Consider the following 22,870-nt stretch of genomic DNA (forward strand, 5'->3'; position numbering starts at 1 on the left):
GCTGCAAATTGCGTCGAGTTGCGTCCGAGCATATCTAGCCTCAGTTCAAGTCAATGACTTCGCCGTTGATCTGAACATGGCCGGAGGCCGCGAAGTTGAATTTCGTGCCGGTGATTGTGACGTTGCCGTCCTTGTCCATCATGAGTTTTGATTGCCCACACTTGATGATGAACTCCTCGCCGGCGTTGATCGTCATAGTGTGTCCGACGGTAGTGTTCTTGTAGAGCCCAATTTGCTCCGTCCTGGCGATGCCGATCGTATCGGTGCGGAACTTCTCAATGACGGTGCTGACAATGCCACTGATCGGAAGGAGCCTGCTCAATAGTGCACCTAGACCAGAACCGGCGGCGACCTGTTCTCCTCCAGCAGCGGTGGAGAAATTTCCTGCACTGTTAACCTCTCCGTTTGCAAGAAGGGAGGCAGCTTCGGTGGCGACGCCGGCAGAGGCTATTGCACCAGCGAATTCCTGAAGCAGCGGGTGGTCGATCGCCGCCGCTCCGTTCCTGCTGTCGAGGCCACCCGCAGCAGCGATACCGCTCAACATACCGAGCAAAGGTACGCCTGCAGCACCGCCCCCTACTGTGAGGTTCATCGAGCCGCCGATCTTCAACTTGGAAGTGCCCGGCTATGTGGTTCGCGCCCGTAATCCGCTCTGGCTCCGGTCAGCGCGCCTCCGACACCTGATCGGCGGTGACCGTACCCTTCCGCCCGCTGAAGTGTTCGACGACGTAGTTTGCCAGCGCGGCCACATCCTCGTCCGAGTATATTTTGGCAAAGGAAGGCATGGTCCTTCCCGGTGCCGCATCATGGTCGGAGGAACCCTGAAGGACGACCCTCACCACGTTGCTCGCCGTCGGATCGCTAAGGGCGTGACCGCCGAGGATCGCGGCTCTTGAATTGAATTGTCCTTCGCCGTTCCATCCGTGACAGCTCGCGCAGGCTCCGGCGTAGATTTGCTTACCCGGTTGAGTGTCGGCGGAAACCTGTGTCGATCCGGCTGTCAGTTCCTCGTTCTGACGCGACATCGCCTTGAGATCGGGATCTCCCGCTACCGCCGGAACCGTTCGGAGATATGCAACGATGGCTTCGATATCAGATCTGGGCAGCTTGCTGAGGCTGAGATCGATGGCCTCGCGCATGGGACCCGAGGCTACGCCGTGGTCTTTGGCGTGCCCAGCAGAAAGCATTTCCGCGATCTGGTTGTCGCTCCAGTTCCCAAGTCCGTAATCCTTGTCGGAAGTGATATTCCAGGCCTTCCAGCCGTCAACGTTACCGCCAGAGAGTGCGACGCTCTGCTTCCTCTGGAACATAAGGCCGCGCGGTGTGTGACATTCACCGCAATGGGCCAAGGCCTCTACGAGGTAGGCACCATCGTTCCACTTCTTGTCTTTGCCGGGATCGGGCTCGAAGGGCCCCCAAGGCATAAAGAGAAGTTTCCATCCACGCATCAACGGCCTCTGGTCGAACGGGAACGCCAGAGCGTTCTCCGGCGCGGGCTCGGACACCTGGGCGAGCGTGGTCAGGTAAGCCCTGATGGCGAGGATGTCGTCGGTCGAGAGGAGCGCGTAGGAGGTATACGGAAACGCGGGATAGAGATCCTCGCCATGTTTGCCGACGCCGGAACGCATGGCCCTGACGAATTCGGCATCGCTCCAGTCTCCGATCCCGACCGTCTTATCGGGCGTGATGTTGGGAGAGTAGATCGTTCCGAACGGTAGCTTGAATGCCAGCCCGCCAGCGAAGGGCTTGCCGCCCTTGGTGGTGTGACAGGCGGCACAGTCCGCCGCGACCGTCAGATACTCGCCGCGGGCGACGAGTTCGGCTCCTGTCGGCTGGGCCTTGCTGGCTTGGACATCCGGAAGTCCATGAGGCCAGAAGAAGAAACAGACCGCGCCCAGAAGGCCGACGACTGCAATGGTGCAGATTCCGATGATGTAATTCCGCCAGCGTACCATAGTCGTGCCTTTTCCTTTCGAACCCGGCGTTCCGCTCGCACTCTGGGTGCGCCCGCCGCTCCATTCTGCCATGCCGAGCGAACCCCTCGTTCCTTCGAACTCCGGTATGCGCCACGCGTGACTATCAAGAGGATGGGATTTCCCGGCGGCTGGATTGCACAATCCTGCACCCATGTGCGGAAGTCACTGGAGTCTTGCTATGCACGGGTGGCGTCGCCCTGGTGCCGCAAAGGGGGCGATCCCTGCTCTGTCTGGGAGGGGCGGCCAAGAGCAGGGATCGCAAAGTCGCAGCCATGGCGGATGGACTACGACCGGAAGGCGACGGGACACCTTCACGGAGAGGCGGTCGGTGGGAGGAGGAGGTCGACCGTGTTGCCTCGCCTGTATGTATAACGCCTCTAATCACCGCCATTTTCTTGCAAGATTCGACTTTTTCGCAAGATGATTTTGCATGGTTCATCGCTGTATTAGTACCGGGAAAAGAAACGCCGACCTTGAGGATCGGCGTTCCTTTTCCGCGTGAGTTTGGGGAGGGCTCAGGCAGCGATCTTCATTCCGGGTTCGTCCGCCGGACGCGGCCTGTAACGTGATCGAAGCAGGACAAAGAACACGGGCGTGAGGAACAGGCCGACGAACGTCACGCCCAGCATTCCCGAAAAAACGGCGGTGCCCAGCGATTGGCGCAGTTCCGCACCCGGGCCCTCTGCGATCATCAGCGGGACCACGCCGAAGATGAATGCGAACGCGGTCATCAGGATCGGGCGCAGCCGAAGCTTGCTCGCGGTGATTGCCGCCTCCACCGCCGACGCCCCCTCGTCCTGAGCCTGCCTCGCAAACTCCACGATCAGGATTGCGTTCTTAGCGGCAAGACCGATCAGGACGATCAGCCCGATCTGGACGAGGATATTGTTGTCCATTCCGCGCAAATGTACGCCGATGAGAGCGGCGAGGATCGCCAAGGGCACGATCAGAATGATCGCCAACGGCAAGGTCCAGCTTTCGTACTGCGCGGACAAGGCCAGGAAGACAAAGACGACCGACAGGATGAAGATGTAGGTGGCCGTATTTCCGGTATTCCGTTCCTGATAGGACAGTTCGGTCCAGTCGAAGCTCGTCCCCGGCGGCAGCACCTTTGCGGCTACCTGCTCCATCGCGTCCAGGGCGCTCCCCGTGGAGACTCCGGGTGCCGCGCTTCCCTGGATCGGGACCGATACGTACATGTTGTACCGTTGCACGAGCGACGGACCGGTCGTGTCCTTGATGTCCACGAGAGTGCCCATGGGAACGAGCGCCCCGGTTGCCGATCGCACCTTGAGGGCAAGGATGTCGTCTTTGTCCATGCGATGGCTCTGCTCCGCCTGCGCCCGTACCTGGTATACGCGGCCGTAGGCGTTGAAATCGTTTACATAAGCGGTTCCGAGATTGATCGACAGGGCCTCGAAAACATTCGGGATGGGTACGTTTAGCGACCGTGCCTTGTCCCGGTCGATATCCAGGAAGTATTGCGGGCTCGAGGCGCTGAAGGTCGTGAACACGCCAGTCAGCCCGGTTGTCTTGTTGGCCGCTCCCATGATTTCGTAGGCGAGCGGCAGGATGCGTTTCATGTCGGAATTGTCGAGGTCCTTGATCTGCATCTTGAAGCCGCCCGAGTTTCCCACTCCACGCACAGGAGCCGGAGGAATGGCGATGATAAACGCTTCTTCGATCGACTGGAGCTTGGCGTAGAGCTGGCCGATCAGCTTTTCGGACGACTGTCCCTTCTTGAGGCGCTCGTCAAACGCGTCGAAGGTGGCGAAGATTAGTCCCTGGTTCGACGCGTTGGTGAACGTCGCCCCGCTGAAGCCTGCGAACGAGGCTGTATGCGCGATGCCTGGCATCTTGTTGATGATGGCCGATGCGCGCTTAACGACATCGTCGGTGCGGCTCAAGGAAGCGCCGTCCGGGAGTTGGACCACCACGAGGGCGTATTCCTGGTCCATTGTGGGGATGAACCCCCGCGGCACGATCTGCGTCATGTAGAAGGTGCCGCCAAGCAGCGCGAGAAAAGCCACGACGGAAATTGCCAGAGCGAGTCTGGTCTGAACCATCCTGCGGACGATCCAGGAATATCCCCCGCTAAGGCGATCAAAGCCGCCGTTGAACTTCTCGGCTGCCCACTGACCGGACCGGGCGAGGATGCCCGTGGGTCTGCCATGATCGTGGGGGCGCAGCACGATGGCGGCCAGGGCGGGCGAAAGCGTGAGCGAGTTCAGGGCGGAGATCGCCGTCGCGACGGAGATCGTGACCGCGAACTGCCTGTAAAACTGCCCGGTAATCCCTGGGATGAATGCCGTCGGGACAAAGACGGCGATAAGCACCAGGGAGATAGCCACGACCGCGGTTCCGACTTCGTCCATCGTCACGTGCGCCGCCTCGCGTCGCGTCAGGCCATTCCTGAGGTTTCGTTCGACGTTTTCGACCACGACAATGGCGTCGTCCACCACGATGCCGATCGCGAGAACCAGCCCGAAGAGCGAGAGCATGTTGAGCGAGATGCCGAATGCCAGAAGAAACGCAAGCGTGCCGATGAGCGATACCGGGATCGCCACGATCGGGATGAGCGCCGTGCGCCATGATTGCAGGAACACCAGAACCACGATGGCAACGAGCACCCCGGCTTCGAAGATCGTCTTGTAGACCTCGTTGATCGATTCCGAGATGAACTTGGTCGGGTCGTAGACGATCTTGTACTCGAGGCCCGGCGGGAAATTCCTGGCTTCGGTATCCATGATCTTCCTGACCGCCGCCGCCGCTTCGAGGGCGTTCGTGCCCGGACGGGCGAAGATGCCGACGCCGACGGCCGGGATGCCGTCGAGGTAGCTGTTCGTGGAGTAGTTCTTCGCGCCGAGTTCGATGCGGGCGACATCCTGGAGCTGAACGAGGCGGCCGCTGTCCGTCGACTTGACGATGACATAGCGGAACTGGCGGGCATCGCTGAAGCGGCCTTCGGTCCTCACCGTGTATTCGAACGCGTTCGTGCCTGCCGCCGGCGGGCTGCCGATCGAGCCGCCGGAGACCTGGACGTTCTGGTCGCGCAATGCCTGCACCACGTCACCGGAGGTCATCCCGTAAGCGGAAAGCTTTTCGGGGTCGAGCCAGATACGAAGGGAGTATTCGCGTTCGCCAAACAGGGTGACGTCTCCTACTCCGTCGAGCCTGACGAGCTGGTCGCGGATGCGGTTGTGGCCGTAGTTCGAGATGTAGAGCTGGTCATAGCGGCTGTCGGGCGAAAGCAGGTGGACGACCATCATGATATCCGGCGAACTCTTCACGGTCGTCACGCCGAGGCGACGGACGTCCTCGGGAAGGCGCGGCTCGGCGATCGCGACGCGGTTCTGGACGAGGACCTGCGCCTTGTCGAGGTCCGTTCCGAGCTTGAAGGTCACGGTGATCGACATCACGCCGTCAGCACTCGAGTAGGACGACATGTAGAGCATGTCCTCGACGCCGTTGATCTCCTGCTCGATCGGGGTCGCGACGGTATCCGCGATTGTCTGCGAATCCGCGCCCGGATAGGAGGTCCGCACTACGATGGTGGGCGGCGCGATGTCCGGATACTGGGCGACCGGAAGGTTGAAGTACGCGATCCCCCCAACGATCAGCAGGACGATTGAAAGCACGGAGGCGAAAATGGGTCGCCTAATGAAAAAGTGCGAAAATCTCATTGGACCTCTCCCATAACAATCGCTTCCGGAGCGAGCTGTGTCATCTTGGGCGTCACCTTCTGGCCGGGGCGGGCCCGCATCAGGCCGTTGACGACGATAGTCTCGTCGCCTTTGAGGCCTTCGCGTATTACCCGGTAACCGTAGAGCTTCGGCCCCGTGCGGACGGCCTTCGTGGTGACGGTTCCATCGGGACCGACGACGTAGACGACCCTTTGGTTCTGGTCGGCGGAAAGCGCTTCATCCGGCACCAAAATCGCGGTGTAGGATTTTGACGCGCCGACCTCGATCCTGCCGAACAGGCCGGGCTGGAGCACGAGATCGGGGTTCGGGAACCGGGCGCGGACGCGCATGGTGCCGGACTGGCTGTCCACCTTGTTCTCCGAGAAATTCAGCTTGCCGTGGAAGGCCTTCGAAGAGCCGTCCGCGATGGTTGCGGTGACGTCGAGACCGCCACCCCCTTCCTGCAGGGACTGCCCGTTCTCCCGTGCGAGCGCCGCATAAGATAGCAACCTGCGCTCGTCGACGTCGAAATAGAAATCGATCGGATCCAGCGATACGATCGTAGTCAGCTCCGTCTGGTCGGCCTGGACAAGGTTACCCGGGGAAATCATGTGCCTGTCGATCCGCCCGCTCAACGGAGCGGTGATCTGAGTGTAGTCCAGGTCCAGTTGGGCTCGGTCCGCGTTCGCCTTAGCGCCGCGGACACTGGCCTGCGCCGATATCCACTCGCGCCGGCGGTCGTCCAGCACCGAAATCGACTGGCTGCCGTTTGTGGACAGCGCTTCCGCGCGGTGGAACTGGGCCTCGGCATAGGTCAGTGTCGATTTCGCGACCTCGAGCGCCGAAGTCGCCTCTTCGAGTGCGGTCTTGAACGGCCTCTGGTCGATCACGAACAAGGGGTCTCCGCTCTTGACGAGCGAACCGTCCGTGAACTGAACCTTATCGAGATATCCTCCGACCCTCGCGCGGACGAGGACCTCCTCCACGGCCTGGAACCTGCCGATGAAGTCGTCTTGCTCCTTGACGTCGCGGACGAGTGGCTTGGCGACGGTGACTGGCGGTGGAGCTGACATGTCCTGACCCAGGGTCGCCGTCGCGGAATAGAATGTGGCCAACGTCGCGAAGATGGCTGACTGCACATGCTTCCGCGAGCTAGCGGGTAGGTTGGGTTTCATGGTCGGAGCCTTGTCTCTCGAGGTATTTCCAGGGAGACATCCTGCCCGCGGACCCGGTGCGGCGATTGTAACTTACGGGCTTCGCAAAGACCGGGGTTCCGCGCTTTTGGACGATCCTACCCTATTGAACCACCCCCGCATCCACATCGCCAATTCATACAATAACGGCCCGACCGAGCCTCATAGCCTCCGCTCATCAACGTTCAGAAAGGCTAAAATCGATGAGAGACAGCTATCATCCCGCCCCGGTCAACTATGGCACCGGGCCCATGATCCTTTTTATCCTTTGCCTGATGGTCGGCATGCTCGGATATCTCGTCGCTTTCGGCGAGACGTTCAGGGCGAGCCCCACACCTCGCGTCTACATCGCCGACATGCCCGAACTCTACGAGAAGCCCGTCGCCAAGCGTTGATGTGGCTCGGCTCGATTGACCGCATGAGGAGAAGTCTGTTGGCGGACGCCGATAACAAGACACTCAGCTGAAGGTCGCAAATGCGCAGCCGCAAGACGTCGGATACGGGCTTGCCCGGGGAGGCTAAATCGTCGAATTGGTGGGCAAACGGCATACGGCAGCCATCGCAGTCGACTCTTGCCGAGCCCAAGTCCCTGCTCCGGTCGACGCGAGTGTATTGGACAATCCGGCGGCACGGCCGTCGTTATTTTGGGCTCCGAGAGGCAACGCAGATCTGCGGCGCTCACATTCTAATCCATAGTAGCGCTCTCGCAGGGCGCTTTCCGAGGAAACCCTCCATGAAGATCACCTATCACGTCGGCCAACATGACGGCGGTTACGCCTACCGCCTCGACAACGTCTGGTCCGAGCCGTTCGCGACACACCAACAGGCACTCAAGGCGGCCAAGGCCGCGGCGGAGCGCCAGCATCTCGAGGGTCGCGACGCCGAGATCACCTACCAAGCCGCGGACGGCACCTGGCGAAGCGAACACGCGCGGGGCGGAGACAGGCCGGAGACGGCGGTGGTGGACGACGGCTGAGCCCCGCGCCTAAGGGAAATGTCCGTTGCGTTCAATTCAGCGGGCATTTCCGTATTCAATCCACCTTAGATGTCGCCAGGTACGCGTCAGGTCTCGCGCATTCACTTCGCGAATGCTGCCGCTCCGGCCTTGGCGACCGCTTCGTCCTGGTCCTTGTTGCCACCGCTTACGCCGATCGCGCCAACGACCCTGCCATCCATCTTGAGCGGAACTCCACCCTGCATGACAACATAGCCCGACGACAAGAGCGCCACCCGGCCACCGTTCGCCATGTTTTCCAGGCTTCCCGTACTCTGCCAGAAGGCAGCAGCCGTCTCGGCCTTGCCCTGGGCGATCCTAGCACTCGCGGGAAATGCTCCGTCCATGCGTTCGGCGGCGACGACCGCACCCGAATTATCCACCACGAAGATACTAGAAGGCGGCCCCTTCTGCGCTTCCACCTCCGCTGCGGAGATTACCTTGCGCGCGGTGGCGGCATCGAGATCGACAGCCGATTGGGCTTGGGCCTGCGCCGCCCAGACGACGATCAGACCGAGCGCACCGAGGAGAACGGCACGACTGCGCTGCGGCTTGACCTGCGCGGTTGAAGAAAGGTTGCCCGCGTATGTTTTCATCGGAAACTTCATTTTCATTGCGAGGTGCGGAACGCCTCGAAGGCGCGCCAACGTAGTTCTTCCAACCGACGCGTTCTTGTAATTTCGAGTCACCAACTCACGAGCCTTGCCAGGAAAACCGCCGTGCTCGTCAAACGGCTTTTGAACTGGCGACTATGCGCCTTGAGCCGTCGCCTCAGGCAGCTCCTCTGGTTCTTCAACCGACAGCGGCATGACGATCTCGAAGCTAGCGCCGCCGTCTTCGTGGTTTCGCGCGGTCAGCGAACCGCCGTGGGCTTCGACAATCGTTTTACAGATCGCGAGCCCCATGCCCATCCCGTCGTTTTTGGTCGTGAAGAATGGGCTGAAGAGTTTCGCCAGACTTTCCGGCGAGATCCCTGTGCCACGGTCACGGACTTGCAGCCTGACCATATCGCGATCCCCGGCGGAGATCGATATGGTTAAGTCGCGTTGGTCCACAGGAGTTCCTCCCATGGCCTGCAAGCCGTTGGTGACGAGATTTGCAATCACCTGCTGCATCTCGACCCTGTCGGCCAGCACCTTAGGGGCATCCAAAGCGAACTCGGTCGTCACCCTGACGGATGCGGACATCAGTTCCCGGTCCAACAGACCGATTACGTCGGTCACAATATTCCCGAGGTCGACGCTTTCGAGCCTTCTCCTTGTACCCCGGACCTGCTCCCGGGTGCGCTGGATGATCTCGCTCGCCCGCATGCTGTGCTTGATCGCGCGCTCTGCCGCCGTCGAGGCTGCCTTAATATCCGGCGGGTTAGCCTGAAGCCAACGCATACAGGCCTGGGCGCTCATGACGACGGCGCCGATCGGCTGGTTCACCTCATGGGCGATCGAGGCGGAGATCGCACCAACCGTCGCGACCCTTCCCACCCTTGCAAGCTCGCTCTGAGCCGCCATAAGCGCTTCCTGGGCCTGCTCGCGCTGCGTCACGTCGATCATCGCGCACGCGACACGATCGAAGGCGTCCTTGTCCTCCGGGAAGGCGATGACAAAGATGACGGTGACCTCGTTGCCTGGACTGCGGAGAAGGCGCGCCTCCATCTCCACGCGATCGTCCCCCGAGCACATGCCGAGTATGATCGCCTGGACCAGCTCGCTTTGCGGTGGAAGGAAGCGGTCTATCGAACCAAGTACATCCCGCTCGCTCTCTCGACCGAGTAGCAGAACGGTCGCGTCGTTGACGTCCACGAACCTCACGAATTTCGAACACTGGTCCACGAATTCCGGCGTGGCATTGAGATGCGCGCGCAACTTTGCCGGAGGATAGGCTCGTACCGCCTCCAGCCGCTTCCACAGCAGGGAAAGATCGACCTCGCAAAGCGAAACGTGGTTCTGCTCGAAGATCGAACGGTATCGTATCTCGCTCTGGGCCAGCGCTCCGAGCGCTTTTCGTCTGGCGCTCGCGTCGAAGGCGATAAGGCTCAACCCGCCTGTGAGCGCCAGATAGAAGCCGACCGCGACAAGTCCGCTGTATTGGGAAAGAGCCTGGGATACCACCGGGGTCAGCGCCCCGCCGATTATGCCGCCGATATTGAACGCGACCGACGTCCCGGAATAACGGACCCGGGTCGGGAACAGGCCGGGCAGCCACGCGCCGAGCGGTCCGTTCACGAAGCCCATCACCCAGAGCGAGAAAGCGAGATAGAGGAAGATGACCACCAGCGATCCGCTTCCCAGCATCGGAGCGAGCACGACGCCGGATATAATGGTGCCGACGCATCCGAAAATCAGGATGCGCTCGGGATCGATCCGATCGGATAGCCAACTCGCCACCACGATGCCAGCAGCCATAAAGAGGATCGCGCCCAGCTCCACCATCAGGAACGATGATCGGGTATAGCCTAGCTCCGAGGTGCCGTATCCAAGCGCGAACGCCGTGACGACGTAGTACAGCGAGAAGCAGGCGACGACGCCGAACGCGCCGGAAATCACCTGGTCCATGTGCAGGCGGAAGATGTCAAGTAGCGGTACGCGGGGAGGCTTCGACTTGCTTATGGCTGCGTGGAAGTCTCTCGTTTCGACGAGGTTGAAGCGGATCCAGATGCCCATCCAAACCAAAGGTGCGCTTAGGAGGAACGGCACCCGCCATCCCCAGTCGGCGAACTGCTCCGCCGACTGGGTCAGTGTCAGAACGAGGAAGAGGCTGTTGGCCAAAGCAAAGCCGATCGGCGCGCCAAGCGGAGCGAACATCGCGTATCGCGCTCGCCATCCCTTGGGTGCGTTTTCGAGCGCGAGGAGCGCCGCCCCCGTCCATTCGCCGCCAAGCGCCAGTCCCTGGCCAAACCTCAGAAGGCAGAGAAGGGCCGGAGCGAGCCAGCCGGCGACGGCGTAGGTGGGCAACAGTCCGATAGCCGCCGTCGAGGCTCCCATGAGAAGCAACGAGGCCACAAGGGTTGCCTTGCGCCCGACCCGGTCGCCGAAGTGGCCGAAAACCGCGCCGCCAAGTGGCCGGGCTATGAAGGCGATACCGAAGCTGGCGTAGGCTCCTATCAACTCCATCGAGGACACGGACGCGGGAAAGAAAAGCGGACCGAACACCAGGCTGGCCGCGGTCGCGTAGATATAGAAATCGTAGAATTCGACAGAGGTGCCGACCAGACTCGACATGAGGATCCGGAACGTCATTCCGCTCGGCATCGGTTCGTCGCCGACGAGGGGAGTATCGGACTGGGCTCTGACGTTCATTGATTTGGATCCCGGGAGTTCTCTATTTCGGCCCTCCCAAACCTGCCGAACTTTACAATAATGGAGGTTGGCCAGAACCTATCCTTATGGCTAGGTCGAGCTTTGCGCCCGCGCGTAGTAACTGTTCCCTGATAGAGGTGCGCAGACTCCATCGTAACGTCGATGACGTGCGGCGTTTCCAATTGACTATTGTGAGGTCCCTGCCGATGTCGGCTGCATTAGGTAATCGGGCGCATGACGCCTCTGCTGCCAAAGCTGATACGCCTCTAGTCGTTGTCGTGGACGACGACGACGGAATGCGCGACGGCTTGATAGACGTCTTGAGCTCGGTCGGCATCGATTCGCTCGGGTTCTCCTCCACGACGGAACTGCTTGCGGAGCCTCTGCCCGACCGCCCTGGTTGCCTGATCCTCGACGTTCGATTGCCCGGCCTGAGCGGTCTCGACCTGCAGACAAAACTGAACGGGATGGGCAACAAGCTCCCGATCGTGTTTATGACCGGATATGCCGACGTCCCGATGAGCGTGCGCGCGATGAAGGCCGGAGCGACGGACTTCTTGACGAAGCCTTTCAGGGACCAGGAAATGCTGGACGCTGTCTCGGTGGCCATCGAGCGCGACCGGTCACGGCGTCTCGAGCTCACTGCCGCGAATGAAGCGGTCAAGGCAGCTTCTTCCCTCACCCCGCGCGAACATGAAGTGATGCAAGCCGTGGTCAAAGGCCTCCTCAACAAGCAGGTCGCCCATCTACTTGAGATTTCTGAGGTGACGGTGAAAATCCATCGCGGCAACGTCATGCGGAAGATGAACGTCACGTCGCTTGCCGACCTTGTTCGCAAGGCCGAAATCCTCAAGGCGTTGGCCTGAGAAAGTCGCAAGATTGACCTGGGGGAAGAAGTCGGGCGCGAATACGTGCCTACCCATACAATCGTATTATTACAAATTGCCGCCGGTCCGTCTAACTAGATGTCAAAGCCCGTAGGTCGGGCAAAAGGAAACATCTGGTGTCTGGCGACAAAAAATCCGTAGCGATCGTCGATGACGACGAAGCGCTTCTCGAAGCCACTACAGGGTTTCTCGAGTCGATGGGCTATGACGCTCTACCTTTTAGCTCTGGCCACTCGTTTCTCGCCTACGATCATATCGACCTGGTCGCTCTGCTGTTGACCGACATCAACATGCCCGAGATGACCGGGCTTGAACTGCTTGATATCGTGAGGCAGCGTTGGCCGGAAATGCCGATCATAATGATGACGGCCCTGAAGGACGAGGTCATCAGGAGACGTGCGATCGCGGGCGGGGCGAAGGAGCTTCTCCAGAAGCCGATTCTGGCCGACGACCTGATCAGGTGTATCGAAAAAGTCTGAGCTCGCGAGTAACGCGGCGTCGAGATCCCGCGCTCACTGCTTGAGAATGACGCCGATCTGCTGAAGGAAGGTCAGATTGTCCTCCAGATGCCAGTTGTCGGTGATACGCGCGTCACGGACCCTGAGGATGTCCGTCGCGATGAAGTCGATGGGTTCGCCGTTTCCTTTCCTGCTCATGAATTCGCCCGTGAAATGGCCTGTGAACCGTAGGTGCGAAACCACGCGATCCCCGACGAAAAGACGCTGTACGACTTCCGCACGGAGGTCGGGCACGGCGGCGAGAAAGGCCCTCGAAGCGATCGCTGGGCCAGTCGGTCCCTGAGGCCGTCCCGCCGGAAGAGTATGATCGACAAACTCTTTTGATATCGCCGCGTCGAGGAGCGACTGGCTCCCGTTGTTCCAGAAGCCGTAGAAGTTGTCGGCGGCCGTCGCGCTTTCCGCAAAAAGCTTCCGGTCGGCACCCCTTTCAAAGATAGTCTCGCGCGGCTGCGCGATCTGAATCGCGGTGTTGTCATCCACTTGGGCCGCACCGGCAGACGGGACGCTCATGAGGAAAAGGCTGACGGAAAGAAGGGCGTTGCGCATGCGAGGATATCCTGACCAGTCTGGTTACCGAACTATGCTCGACTCAATGGGCTTTCGCGTTCTTCGTTTCTTGTAAAAAGCAGTTCCGGTGACGTTCGCGAATAGGAATAAGGCCGACGGAACTCTCGCATCGGCCTTGCGCATAATCGTGACCGAGGAAGATCACGCCTTTTAGATGGCGGGCTTCAGGTGCAACTGCGTGATCCCGAAGGAAACGTCGAGCCCTTCCCGTCCGTTGACGGCGAGCGGCTGCAGGGAAAACGTCGCGTGGGTTCCGCCAGTAAGAATCGCAGCCCCGCCGCCGACCCCGACTGCTGCTGCTGCTTCCACACCGCGATAGGTGCCTTCCAGGTCGAAGCTTTGCTGGTTGCTGACTGCGGTGACGGCCCAGACCATTCTTGCCCTTTTTAATTCGCCGATGTCGAGCCCGAAATTGTCGATAAGCACTGTGTAGCGCACCGGATCGCCCTGCTCGGAAGGAAGGAAAACGCAATCGACGTCCTGTTTCGAACCGAGAAGCGCTCCCTCCGAACGTGAGAGATCGCATTCCAACCTACCGGCAACGAAATGTTCGGAGGCCGCAAAGGCGGTTTGAAGCGATAAGGCAGTAAGCGAAGCGACGAGAAACGGGAAGTGCATTTAGGTTTCCTTTTTGTTCGGCGGAATTTCTTAGATATTGTGATCTGCGGCCTGTTCCGCGGAAACTCCGGCCTCGAAGGGTGGCCTCCGGATCAAGCGAAACCGTCCGCGGATGATCGATGATGCCCGTTCAGGGCCAGATCAGCTTGTTAGATTCCAACCCGGCGAGCTCGGTCAATTGTACCGCGCGGAGTTGGTTTCCTGGCGAGAGGGAGGGGAGTGACGCGCTTCCGACGCGCGATTGACTGCTTGCGAAGAACGGCGCCAGTAGTTCGGCGTGGTTCCGAACACCTTGCGGAAGGTCTTGCAAAGGTGGGCCTGGTCGGCCATCCCGCAATCTAGAGCGATCTCGCTGAGCGCTGCGTCGGTTTCGACGATAAGCTCCTTTGCCAGCTCCATGCGGCGGCGAAGGACGTAGTTGTACGGGCTCTCCTTGTACGCCGACTTGAAGACCCTCGAGAAGTAGGTCTTGCTGAGCTTGGTCAAGGTGGCAAGCTCCTCGACCTTGATCGTCTCCGTCAGGTGCTCTTCGATGAATTGCATGATCTTGCGGCGCTGCCACGGCAGCAGAAGGTCACGCTGTACGACCTCCGACGACAGGTCCGGAAGCACGACCGGAGCACGGGTGGCCGCGGGAACGGCAGCAGACAAATCGATATCCGAGATGATTGCAAGCGGTGCCGCTGCGATGATCTTGTGGTCCTTGGTGGGGGCGTAGGCGTTCATCGGTGCTCTCCGTGATTTGAATTTCGATGAGCAGATGTTGCCTTCACGGCGGCCCGAAATCTGTTCGGACCACGGTGTGTTGAGATCATACCTTCTGGTTATAGGTGGTAGGCCAAAGCGTGATCTGGATCTAACATCCGTTGATAGTCTGGCTCCGGGTAGGTCGGCAGCTCTCTATGATAGGCCTCAAACAGTAAGGCAGGGCGACAACACGGCCCCTGAACCCATCGCCAGGATGTGCAAAAGAATCGTCGGTTCTAGGAGCAGACAACCGCGACACCCGTCCTATGCCAAACGAGAAGATGATCCTGGTTTGCCGCGACGATACCGATTGTAGCGCCGTTCGCTAACTTAGCAGACTGCCGTCGGTCGGTTCGCAATCAATAACCGGCCGCGCACGTGGGTATTGATCCGCCTGCCTCTAGCATCCATCTCTCCACGCGCGCTGTTCAATGCGAGGAAATAGCATCACAGAATCCGCGCACCCGCTCCAACCGTGGCTCCCGATCGCTCCGTGGGTGAACATGTTTCATCTCCAATGAGGTCCTGGTCCGCTCTTACCGTCAGGCTTGCCTTAATGATCGATCGCTTGCAAAGCTTCTGACCAAAGCGGCTCTTGTTGCCTAGATGATTTCCGCCGTGGTCGATTTAGACCTGTACAATATCCGGTGTTGGCTCAGCTCGGACATCACCCATATCGGCCCGTTGCGGTCATCCCAGGATCAGGCAATGCGGCCGAGGAGATCGGCACGCTGCCACATAACGGGATTGCACAATAAAAATTATGCGTTTGCCTTAGATGAGGTCACAAAGCCCGTAGCAGATAGACATGAGAGTTTTGCCATGGATTGGGTCCTTATCCTTTTTGTAACGTTTAAGGTCGCAGCTCTAGGCGCGGCCATGTTTCTCGCCATCAAGTGGCATTACGATCAGGGCAAAAAGGCGGACAGGCGAGCATTACTGCGCACGGGCGGCAAGATGGCCGCGGCTTTCGTGTTAGCAGTATTAGGCGTAGGGCTTATCGCGTTCGGCCTTAGCACGATGCTGGGTTTAGACCTCGGCCTTCAATGATGCATCATTCGTCGATTGGCAAGATTCTCCTGAAATCTGGAGAGTGCCAGTTCTCGCACTCTCAGAATCCGCGGGCGGGGAGACAGTGGAGGTTTAAGATCGACCCCTGCTAGTGTCTGGCGTCGGGAGCAAGCGCCGCAGCGCGTGCCCCATTCACGCGTCAGGATTTCTGAATTGGCGGCATGGGATATTCACGAGAATCGATTGGGCCCGACACTACCCTGGACGTGAATGGACCCGGCGTCGGGCGCGTTCCATCCTCGCGCCACCATCTCATCATATCCGGAACGGTACCCCATCATCGCGTTCTCGATTACTTTCCCGATGTCGCTGAAGCCCGCGATGAAATCCGGATTGCTCGCCGCTGGCATGTCGGCATTCACTAAGGTGGCCATCCGCGCCAAGCCCGCTGTGTCCTGCTCGACGAATACAGCCTTCCGCTTCTCGACCTCGTACGGATGCATTCCCAGGGACTGCAGGGCCATACCCCCCACTTGCACCGAGCCATCAAACAACTCGCGGACGACATGATCCGCTCCCGCATCCACCAGCTTGTAGTGATGCAACCGATCGTATGCACGGACAATGATCTGGATGCCGGGATTGCTCCGGCGGGCATGCGCCACAATTTCCGTCGCCCTATCGGGGTCGTCAATGGCGACGATGAGCAAGGCAGCATGGGCGAGCCCAGCTGATTCCAGCAGGTCCGGACGCCCGGCATCGCCAAAGAACGACTTCACGCCGAACTTTCGGACGTTCTCCACCACGTCCGCCCTGTAGTCTAGGACCACCGGCTTGTACCCGTTCGCGAGAAGCATCCGGTTTACGATCTGTCCAAACCGCCCTACCCCAGCGAGGATAATAGTGCCCTGATCAGGTTGATCGCTATTTTCATGATGCCGTTCGCGCCTTCCTAGTACGACCACGATCTTTTCAGAAGACGCGAAAAGAAGAGGGGTGAGGACCATGCTGAAGGTGATCACGAGGACCGATATCGACACCATCTGTGGCGAGAGCAGTCCCCGATCGCCGCTGATTGAAAGAAGGACGAAACCGAATTCCCCTGCCTGCGCGAGTCCGAGGGTGAAGAGCCACCCGGCAGGACCGCGGACGCGGAAAAACCAGGCCAGCGGCAGAAGGACGATCGCCTTGATCGCTATGAGGCCAAACGTGGCAGCTGCTACCGTCAACCAGTTGGCCAGCAGGATCTCGGGATCGATCTTCGCGCCTATCGTCATGAAAAACAGCCCGAGCAGGAGGCCCTTGAAGGGCTCGATATCGTTCTGGAGCTCGTGTTTGAACTCGCTGTTCGCAAGGACGACTCCCCCCAAGAATGCACCGAGCGCGGGTGACAGACCCACTGCGGACATCAGTACGGTGATCCCGACCACGACCAGAAGCGCCGCTGCGGTAAACACTTCGCGAAGGCCGAGGAGCGCGATGGTCCTGAAGACCGGTCGCGATAGGAAGTGTGCCGCAGCCACGACCACACCCACGGCCGCTAGAGTCAGGATCGCAGATGCCCATCCGGGGAGGTCTGCCAGCAACGTGGCTCCGCCGTGCCCCGATGAAGTTCCGTGTCCACTCCCGGCAATCAGCGGAATGCACGCTAGCATAGGGATGACCGCCAAGTCCTGGAAAAGAAGCACGGCGAAGCTCGCCTGTCCTCCATCGGATCTCAGAAGACCCTTCTCTTCGAGGGTCTGGAGGACGATTGCCGTCGAGGACAATGCTGCGATGAATCCAAAAAGGATGCCCTGCTGCCAGCTAAAGCCTAAGCCTACTCCGGCTGCGGTCACGACGGCGATCGTCACCGCCACCTGAAGCCCCCCAAGGCCGAGTAGTTTGTCCCTCAGCCGCCAGACCATCTGGGGGTCGATTTCCAGTCCGATCAGGAACAGCATCATGATGATGCCGAATTCCGAGAACTGTTCGAGGTATCCAGATCCGGCCACGGAAATCTGGAATACAGGGCCGATCAGGACACCTGCGGCGATATAGCCGACGACCGAACCAAGCCCGATCCGCTGTGATACGATAACGGCGAGAACCGCCGCCGCGAGATAGCACAATGCGTAGAATGCCAAGCCTTCCAATGGTCAGTCCCTCACTAGGTGAGTTAGATCGAAGCTGCCGAAAGTCGGCATGAGACGGACACTCGCCAGGTCGAGCCTTTCCTCGCGGAGGGCGGTTAGAAGACGAGGGTACGATTGGACATGATGCTGCGCGCTATCGTCATCGAGATGATTGGCGGAGTAGAGGACAAAAGGCGGAAGGTACTCCATCCCGCAAAGAATGGCCGTTTGTTCGAGCGGGTAGAGGAAATGCTCGACAACGCGGCGGTTGCCACCGTCTGCCGCGTAGTCCGCCCTGCTTCCACCAGTCGTGATGCATGCCAGCATGTGTTTTCCCGCCAGTTTTTTTCCCTGAGGGCCGTATGCAAAGCCGTATTCGAGAACCAGATCCTGCCACTGTTTGAGAAGGGCCGGAGTCGAGTACCAGAAAACGGGGAATTGGAAGACAATCACGTCGTGTTCGATAAGCCGGCGTTGTTCTCGGTCCACGTCGATGGAGAAACGGGGATATTCCGCGTAGAGATCGACGAAAGTTACGCCTTCCACCGCTCTCGCTCTCGCCGCCATCGCCGTATTTACGCTGGACTTCCGCTGCGCCGGATGCGCGAACAGAACTAGAATTCGCATTGCGGTCTTTTCCCCGTCACATAGAGCTGGGCGGCTCGAAGTCGTTACTCGTCACTCATGATGCCGACTTTATATCCAGGCCAGAAGCGGTTTATTGCAGGATCATGCTCCCGAGCCTAGCTGAGGGTCTACAGATCAATTCTATTTGGAGTCGCGTGCCCTCTGATCGAACTGCATGTAGGCGCCGTCTATCCAATCCTTGACGGTCTCTCCGTACTGCGCGGCGGCGTCCTCCCATATCAAGTGCCCTCCATCGAGAAGGACCTGGCGGCTCCGCTTGATACGGTCGACAAGGAACTGCCCGTTGGCGGGCGGGACCAGGGGATCGTTACTGCCGGCTAGAACCAGTACCGGCGTCTCGATCCTGTGCAGCTGCTCCTTGAGGATCGGCAGCTCTTCGGGATATGACCGGACGTAATTTGCGGCCTGATCGAAGCGCGAGGCAGACGACGATAGCCAATAGTCCTCCATGACGGCCGGAGGAGTGGGATTGGCGGCGGACTGAGTGACGAAACCGACGGCGAGATCACCACCCTCCGCCTCGGCGAAGGCCCCTGGCTGCGACGAGATCAGATCGGTAAGTCCGCCTGCGGCTAACTCGACGCTCGTAGCCCCGCTGCCCACGACAAGACTCTCGAATAGATCGGGGCAGTCCGCGGCTGCTGAAAGCATCGCGAGCGCGCCGACGTCGGGACCGATGCCGTGCATCCGTTTGATTCCCAGCTTCCACGCGGCTCGAACAATGAAGCGCGCCATTCCGGTAGGCGACATCAGATCCGGGCGGCCCTGCGACATCCCAAAACCCGGCAGGTCGATGGCTACGTAAGGCGCCGAACTGCTGATCTCCGACAAGATACCCCTGAACGCGTAGATGCTTTGCGGCCACGGGCTAGAAAGCACCGCCGGAATACCGCCCGCCCGCCCGCCGGTGGCCAAGCGAACGTTTACGCCGTCGATCTCGAGATATGAAACGTCGCCAATATTCGGAAGCACACTTGCCATCTCCACTACCTCCACAGGCTCGGATGTGACGCGGATGCGGCCATCGTCGAAGCTGTGCCGATAGGATCGGTGAAAAGGCCTTTTGGAGATTGTCCGATCGTGCGATCCGCTCCGAGGTACCGAGGGCGCTATACTACAATAAGTGGGACAAGCTCCCGCTCATATTCGCCTCATGCAGGGAATGATCCCTGGTCAGCTTGAGGATAAAACAATGAAACTCGTACTTGCCGCCTTTGGCGTATCGGCCCTCTTCGTCTCGTCCGCATTCGCGCTGGAACCGATCCCCGGTAGCGTCACCTATGGTGGCCGGGCCACCCATCGCCTGCAGAAGGCTCCGGTCGGGAGCAGTTTCGACGAGACCTTCTACTCCGGCGGACAGCGCTACACCGAGACCTACATGATCCAGCCCGACAGGTCGTTGGTCATCACAAGCCGCATTCGGATCAGCAGCGACCGATAGGCGCGGAGGTCCCTGCGCCGGATATCGGTCACGCCACTCCAATGGCAGTCGGCGTGACCGTTCACGTTTTGCCCAGGAAGAGGGTTCACTTGGTCGATGGCCGCAATAGATCGCGCCGCCCGAGCGACGCCATTATCAACGGAAGCAAGGAGACGATCATGTCGCAGAATGAAGAGCAGACTACCATCAAGGCATATCTCCGTCCGATTGATCGTGACGGACTGATCGCCTTTGCCCAGCGCGGCCGCGAGAACCCCGAACGTCGAGGTACGAACGTGGTTCACACGCTCTGCGAGGGCCAGTATCGCACGCTGAGCTACGTCGGCGATCATGATCCGGTAGTTGTCGACGAGCCATTGCACTTGTTCGGCCAGGACACCGCGCCGGCACCCGGCGAAATAGTGCTTTCGGGCCTGGGCGGATGTATCGCAGTCGGGATTACCGCGGTTGCCACATTCAAGAATGTTCGGTTGTCTCGTCTCGAGCTCCATATCGAGGGCGACGTCGGCAACACCGCCGCATGGGGCGCAGGCGGCGCGCCTCGTGAGCCATCGCAGATGGGTTTCCAGGCGATCCGGGTGAAGGTGGATGTCGAAGGTGACGCCACTCGCGGCGAGTTGGAAGAAATCGTCAGGCAGGCGAACTACTTCTCCCCGGTCGCCAACTCGATGCGAAATCCTATCCCCCTCGAATTTTCGCTTTCATAGTTCGACAAGCGATGGCCCGCCTACGGTTCGCCGACAGTTGTAGCATTCCTTCGCCTGCGAAGTTGTCTACGCCGTTCAAAGCCCAAGGGGCCGATCGTACTATAGATCCCAAAGGCCTGGAGTTACCTGTAGCGGAGAGGGACGATCAACTCGAACCGACAGGTAACGCCATGGCTCTCAAGCTTTCAGAAACTTCGTGCATCTTTAGACAGGTTCCGCTGAGGAGAATGAAGCCCCGAGGGGTCGCAAGGGCTATGCTTGCTGTGAACGACAATGTTATCCGCGTCCAAACAGACGAAGCCCCTTCGGGCAACGATAAGCCGTCGCTTGCGGATGTCGGGCCAATCCTGGCTCTCATGGCGATTTTCGGCGTGACCTTCTATATGATCTCCACCGCGCTTTCCGCTTACCTGAAATCATTTCCGATGCTTTATCCGTAATAAGGGCGGGACATCCAGATCGTCGGGTGCCGACGGGAAAGGACACGCGATGTGTACGGACCGCCAATTCGTCAACGCGTAAGCCCGAGGACACTCGGATGGGAAGAGTGCATTGCTGAAGGTATGGTGTGGGTCCAACTCGCGTCTGCCGCGAATGCGGACCTGTCGGCTGCTGCGACCAATCTCAGCACAGACGCGCGACAGCGCAATTCCACCAGACCGGCCACCCGGTGATCGAGGGTTACGACCCGCCGGAGGGATTCGGTAGTGCAATATCGACAAGGAGTTGGTCGAGCTGCGAGATCGTCCCCCGCCCCTATGGAGCCCACCCGACGGCTCTCGCCGCGGGGTAGACCTGACAGACGCTACCAGGCGGTGGCCAGGTAGTGGTGTATCGCCGCGACGACCACGGACCCTTCCCCTACAGCGGACGCAACCCGTTTGATCGAACCGGAACGGACGTCTCCGACCGCGAAAACGCCTGGTTTGCTTGTGCGGTAGGGCGTGGAAGGCGCGGACAGTTCTCCCTCGTCTGAAAACCCGGTCTCCACAAAACCGCTGCGGTCGAGATCGACGCAGCCTTCTAGCCAGTCCGTGTTGGGTGACGCGCCGATCATGACGAAGAGATTCGTCGCCGGACGCTCGTGAGTCTGTCCGGTTTTTCTGTTGGTCCAGCTCACGCCCTCAAGAACGTTTTCGCCACGCAGCGCAGTTATATCGGAAGATTCGTGCAGGGTGATGTGTCGCGAGTTCTTGATCCTCTGGACGAGGTAGTCCGACATGGTCGACGATATGCCGCTACGCATGACCATGTTGACGTGCCGTGCCGTGCGCGACAGGTATACGGCAGCCTGCCCCGCCGAGTTGCCCCCGCCGACGATTACGACTTCTTGGGCTGCACACAGGTTTCCTTCCATCGCCGTCGCGGCATAGTGGATGCCCTGCCCCTCGAAACGGCCGTAGTTCGGAATGTCCAGTTTCCTGTATCGTGCGCCTGTCGCGACGACCACCGCCTTTGCCCGCACGGTGTCGCCGTCGGACAGACCTATCTCGAACGGCTTCTTGGAGCAGTCGAGTGACACGGTGCTTCGAGAGACGCAGATACGCGCGCCGAACTTCTGCGCCTGGATATGGGCGCGGCCCGCGAGAGCTTCGCCCGAAATCCCGGTCGGGAAGCCCAGATAGTTTTCGATTTTCGACGATGTCCCTGCCTGTCCGCCCGGCGCGAGCGTCTCCACGACGATCGTCCTAAGGCCTTCGGAAGCCGCATAGACCGCCGAGGCCAGCCCCGAAGGTCCGGCCCCGAGGACCGCGACGTCATAGACAGCACCCGGTTCCGGGGGTTCGAAAAGCCCCAGTTCTTCTGCAAGCGTCTCGTCGGACGGCTTTGACAGCACAGTCCGGTCCGGCTTGATCAAGGCAGGCAACGCAGAAGGGGGGATTGAAAACTCCTGCATCGCTTGCGCCGCCCCCGCATCTGCAACGACGTCCAGCACTTCCACCGGACAGAGATTGCGTGTGAGGAAGCGCTGTATCCGCAGCAATTCGGTGTGGTCCCGGTGCCCGACGAGCACGCCGCCACCCTTGAGGTGGCGGACGAGCCCGGCCCGACGCAGGATGTACGCTCGCATGATCATTTCGCCGATATCCGGCTCGCCCGTTATCAGCGCTCGAAACCTGTCGTGGGGGACCCGGACGTATTTCGTTCCGGCCATCAGCCTGCCGGACAGGAGCGTGTTGCGGTCGTTGAACATGTTGTGCTCACCGCTGAACTGGCCACCACGATAGCTGTAGAGGTACTGCCTTCCATTGATCGGATGGTCGGCATGTACTTCCATTTCGCCGTCCAGTATCAGGAAAAGGTCAAGTGCGCGGTCTCCGCGCGTAAAGGCGACGCTGTCTTGGCGACTGACCTGCATCTCGCCGTAGGCGCGGACGCGGTCGATCATTTCCTCAGGCAGGACCGGGTAGGTCTGCGCTTCTCGCAGCCACGGGTCCGTCGGATCGTTGAGCATTACGGCCATGCTTGC

At 59.9% G+C, this 22,870-nt stretch carries 21 protein-coding genes and 1 pseudogene; 9 read left to right on the forward strand and 13 right to left on the reverse strand.

All coding sequences use genetic code 11. The annotated features are described in order from the left end of the window. Nucleotides 1-40: 40 nt before the first annotated feature. The 4 genes from E2F50_RS19715 to E2F50_RS19730 all read right to left on the reverse strand — a co-directional run bounded on the left by E2F50_RS19715 (nucleotide 41) and on the right by E2F50_RS19730 (nucleotide 6,732). On the reverse strand, nucleotides 41-610 hold the full coding sequence (locus E2F50_RS19715) for a hypothetical protein (RefSeq protein ID WP_210234591.1): 570 nt from the start codon (nucleotides 608-610) through the stop codon (nucleotides 41-43). Nucleotides 611-662: 52 nt separating this feature from the next. Then, nucleotides 663-2,027 carry a cytochrome c gene (locus E2F50_RS19720; RefSeq protein WP_245515505.1) on the reverse strand — a complete coding sequence of 455 codons (1,365 nt, stop codon included), beginning with the start codon at nucleotides 2,025-2,027 and terminating at the stop codon, nucleotides 663-665. 464 nt (nucleotides 2,028-2,491) lie between these two features. Continuing rightward, nucleotides 2,492-5,659, reverse strand: a complete 3,168-nt coding sequence (locus E2F50_RS19725) for an efflux RND transporter permease subunit (protein ID WP_133317906.1) — start codon at nucleotides 5,657-5,659, stop codon at nucleotides 2,492-2,494. Further along, a complete protein-coding gene (locus tag E2F50_RS19730) occupies nucleotides 5,656-6,732 on the reverse strand; it encodes an efflux RND transporter periplasmic adaptor subunit (protein WP_133317907.1) in 1,077 nt (358 codons plus the stop codon). The genes E2F50_RS19725 and E2F50_RS19730 overlap by 4 nt, the downstream gene beginning before the upstream one ends. 323 nt (nucleotides 6,733-7,055) lie before the next feature. On the opposite strand from E2F50_RS19730, the gene E2F50_RS19735 reads away from it, so the two are divergent. Further along, nucleotides 7,056-7,247, forward strand: coding sequence for a hypothetical protein (locus tag E2F50_RS19735; protein WP_133317908.1), 192 nt, complete (start codon nucleotides 7,056-7,058; stop codon nucleotides 7,245-7,247). A gap of 338 nt (nucleotides 7,248-7,585) precedes the next feature. Continuing rightward, the gene (locus E2F50_RS19740) at nucleotides 7,586-7,828 is read left to right on the forward strand and encodes a DUF2188 domain-containing protein (protein ID WP_133317909.1); all 243 of its coding nucleotides are present in this window, start codon (nucleotides 7,586-7,588) and stop codon (nucleotides 7,826-7,828) included. Between the two features lie 101 nt (nucleotides 7,829-7,929). On the opposite strand, the gene E2F50_RS19745 is transcribed toward E2F50_RS19740, so the two are convergent. Together E2F50_RS19745 and E2F50_RS19750 are read right to left on the reverse strand one after the other, a co-directional pair. Continuing rightward, nucleotides 7,930-8,442 (reverse strand): GlcG/HbpS family heme-binding protein, encoded by a 513-nt coding sequence (locus tag E2F50_RS19745; RefSeq protein ID WP_133317910.1) that lies wholly within the window; start codon nucleotides 8,440-8,442, stop codon nucleotides 7,930-7,932. Between the two features lie 153 nt (nucleotides 8,443-8,595). Continuing rightward, nucleotides 8,596-11,142 carry an MFS transporter gene (locus tag E2F50_RS19750; RefSeq protein ID WP_245515506.1) on the reverse strand — a complete coding sequence of 849 codons (2,547 nt, stop codon included), beginning with the start codon at nucleotides 11,140-11,142 and terminating at the stop codon, nucleotides 8,596-8,598. A 206-nt stretch (nucleotides 11,143-11,348) separates the two neighbouring features. Between E2F50_RS19750 and E2F50_RS19755 the strand changes: the two genes are divergently transcribed. Both E2F50_RS19755 and E2F50_RS19760 read left to right on the forward strand, forming a co-directional pair. Further along, entirely contained in the window at nucleotides 11,349-12,008 is a 660-nt protein-coding gene (locus tag E2F50_RS19755) for a response regulator transcription factor (protein WP_133318092.1), read from the forward strand. Between the two features lie 137 nt (nucleotides 12,009-12,145). Continuing rightward, nucleotides 12,146-12,508, forward strand: a complete 363-nt coding sequence (locus E2F50_RS19760; RefSeq protein WP_133317911.1) for a response regulator — start codon at nucleotides 12,146-12,148, stop codon at nucleotides 12,506-12,508. 33 nt (nucleotides 12,509-12,541) lie between these two features. Here E2F50_RS19760 and E2F50_RS19765 read toward each other — a convergent pair whose 3' ends face one another. From E2F50_RS19765 to E2F50_RS19775, 3 genes are all read right to left on the reverse strand, one after another. Next, nucleotides 12,542-13,093, reverse strand: a complete 552-nt coding sequence (locus tag E2F50_RS19765) for an ester cyclase (RefSeq protein ID WP_245515507.1) — start codon at nucleotides 13,091-13,093, stop codon at nucleotides 12,542-12,544. Nucleotides 13,094-13,264: 171 nt separating this feature from the next. Then, nucleotides 13,265-13,732 carry a DUF992 domain-containing protein gene (locus tag E2F50_RS19770; protein ID WP_133317912.1) on the reverse strand — a complete coding sequence of 156 codons (468 nt, stop codon included), beginning with the start codon at nucleotides 13,730-13,732 and terminating at the stop codon, nucleotides 13,265-13,267. Between the two features lie 174 nt (nucleotides 13,733-13,906). Then, the gene (locus E2F50_RS19775) at nucleotides 13,907-14,458 is read right to left on the reverse strand and encodes a helix-turn-helix domain-containing protein (RefSeq protein ID WP_133317913.1); all 552 of its coding nucleotides are present in this window, start codon (nucleotides 14,456-14,458) and stop codon (nucleotides 13,907-13,909) included. An 843-nt stretch (nucleotides 14,459-15,301) separates the two neighbouring features. Here E2F50_RS19775 and E2F50_RS19780 point away from each other — a divergent pair. After that, entirely contained in the window at nucleotides 15,302-15,529 is a 228-nt protein-coding gene (locus E2F50_RS19780; protein ID WP_133317914.1) for a hypothetical protein, read from the forward strand. A 191-nt stretch (nucleotides 15,530-15,720) separates the two neighbouring features. Here the strand turns inward: E2F50_RS19780 and E2F50_RS19785 are convergent, their stop codons facing one another. The 3 genes from E2F50_RS19785 to E2F50_RS19795 all read right to left on the reverse strand — a co-directional run bounded on the left by E2F50_RS19785 (nucleotide 15,721) and on the right by E2F50_RS19795 (nucleotide 19,233). Continuing rightward, entirely contained in the window at nucleotides 15,721-17,616 is a 1,896-nt protein-coding gene (locus E2F50_RS19785) for a cation:proton antiporter domain-containing protein (RefSeq protein WP_245515509.1), read from the reverse strand. A 12-nt stretch (nucleotides 17,617-17,628) separates the two neighbouring features. Next, a complete protein-coding gene (locus E2F50_RS19790) occupies nucleotides 17,629-18,231 on the reverse strand; it encodes an NAD(P)H-dependent oxidoreductase (protein ID WP_133317916.1) in 603 nt (200 codons plus the stop codon). Nucleotides 18,232-18,372: 141 nt separating this feature from the next. Next, complete coding sequence (locus E2F50_RS19795; RefSeq protein ID WP_133317917.1) at nucleotides 18,373-19,233, reverse strand: alpha/beta fold hydrolase; 861 nt, start codon at nucleotides 19,231-19,233, stop codon at nucleotides 18,373-18,375. 211 nt (nucleotides 19,234-19,444) lie between these two features. Here E2F50_RS19795 and E2F50_RS19800 point away from each other — a divergent pair, with 211 nt between their 5' ends. The 4 genes and pseudogenes from E2F50_RS19800 to E2F50_RS23450 form a co-directional block, all read left to right on the forward strand. After that, nucleotides 19,445-19,693, forward strand: a complete 249-nt coding sequence (locus tag E2F50_RS19800) for a hypothetical protein (RefSeq protein ID WP_133317918.1) — start codon at nucleotides 19,445-19,447, stop codon at nucleotides 19,691-19,693. A 158-nt stretch (nucleotides 19,694-19,851) separates the two neighbouring features. Beyond that, nucleotides 19,852-20,400: an OsmC family protein gene (locus E2F50_RS19805; RefSeq protein WP_133317919.1), complete on the forward strand. Its 549-nt coding sequence runs from the start codon at nucleotides 19,852-19,854 to the stop codon at nucleotides 20,398-20,400. Between the two features lie 170 nt (nucleotides 20,401-20,570). Further along, nucleotides 20,571-20,840 (forward strand): hypothetical protein, encoded by a 270-nt coding sequence (locus E2F50_RS19810; protein WP_133317920.1) that lies wholly within the window; start codon nucleotides 20,571-20,573, stop codon nucleotides 20,838-20,840. 123 nt (nucleotides 20,841-20,963) lie between these two features. Beyond that, a pseudogene (locus E2F50_RS23450) lies at nucleotides 20,964-21,153 on the forward strand (UBP-type zinc finger domain-containing protein); the annotation flags it as partial. A gap of 52 nt (nucleotides 21,154-21,205) precedes the next feature. Here E2F50_RS23450 and E2F50_RS19820 read toward each other — a convergent pair. Then, nucleotides 21,206-22,864: an FAD-dependent oxidoreductase gene (locus tag E2F50_RS19820; RefSeq protein ID WP_133317921.1), complete on the reverse strand. Its 1,659-nt coding sequence runs from the start codon at nucleotides 22,862-22,864 to the stop codon at nucleotides 21,206-21,208. Nucleotides 22,865-22,870 lie beyond the last annotated feature (6 nt).

It is taken from the genome of Rhizobium deserti (assembly GCF_004358025.1).
GTDB lineage: Bacteria > Pseudomonadota > Alphaproteobacteria > Rhizobiales > Rhizobiaceae > Neorhizobium > Neorhizobium deserti.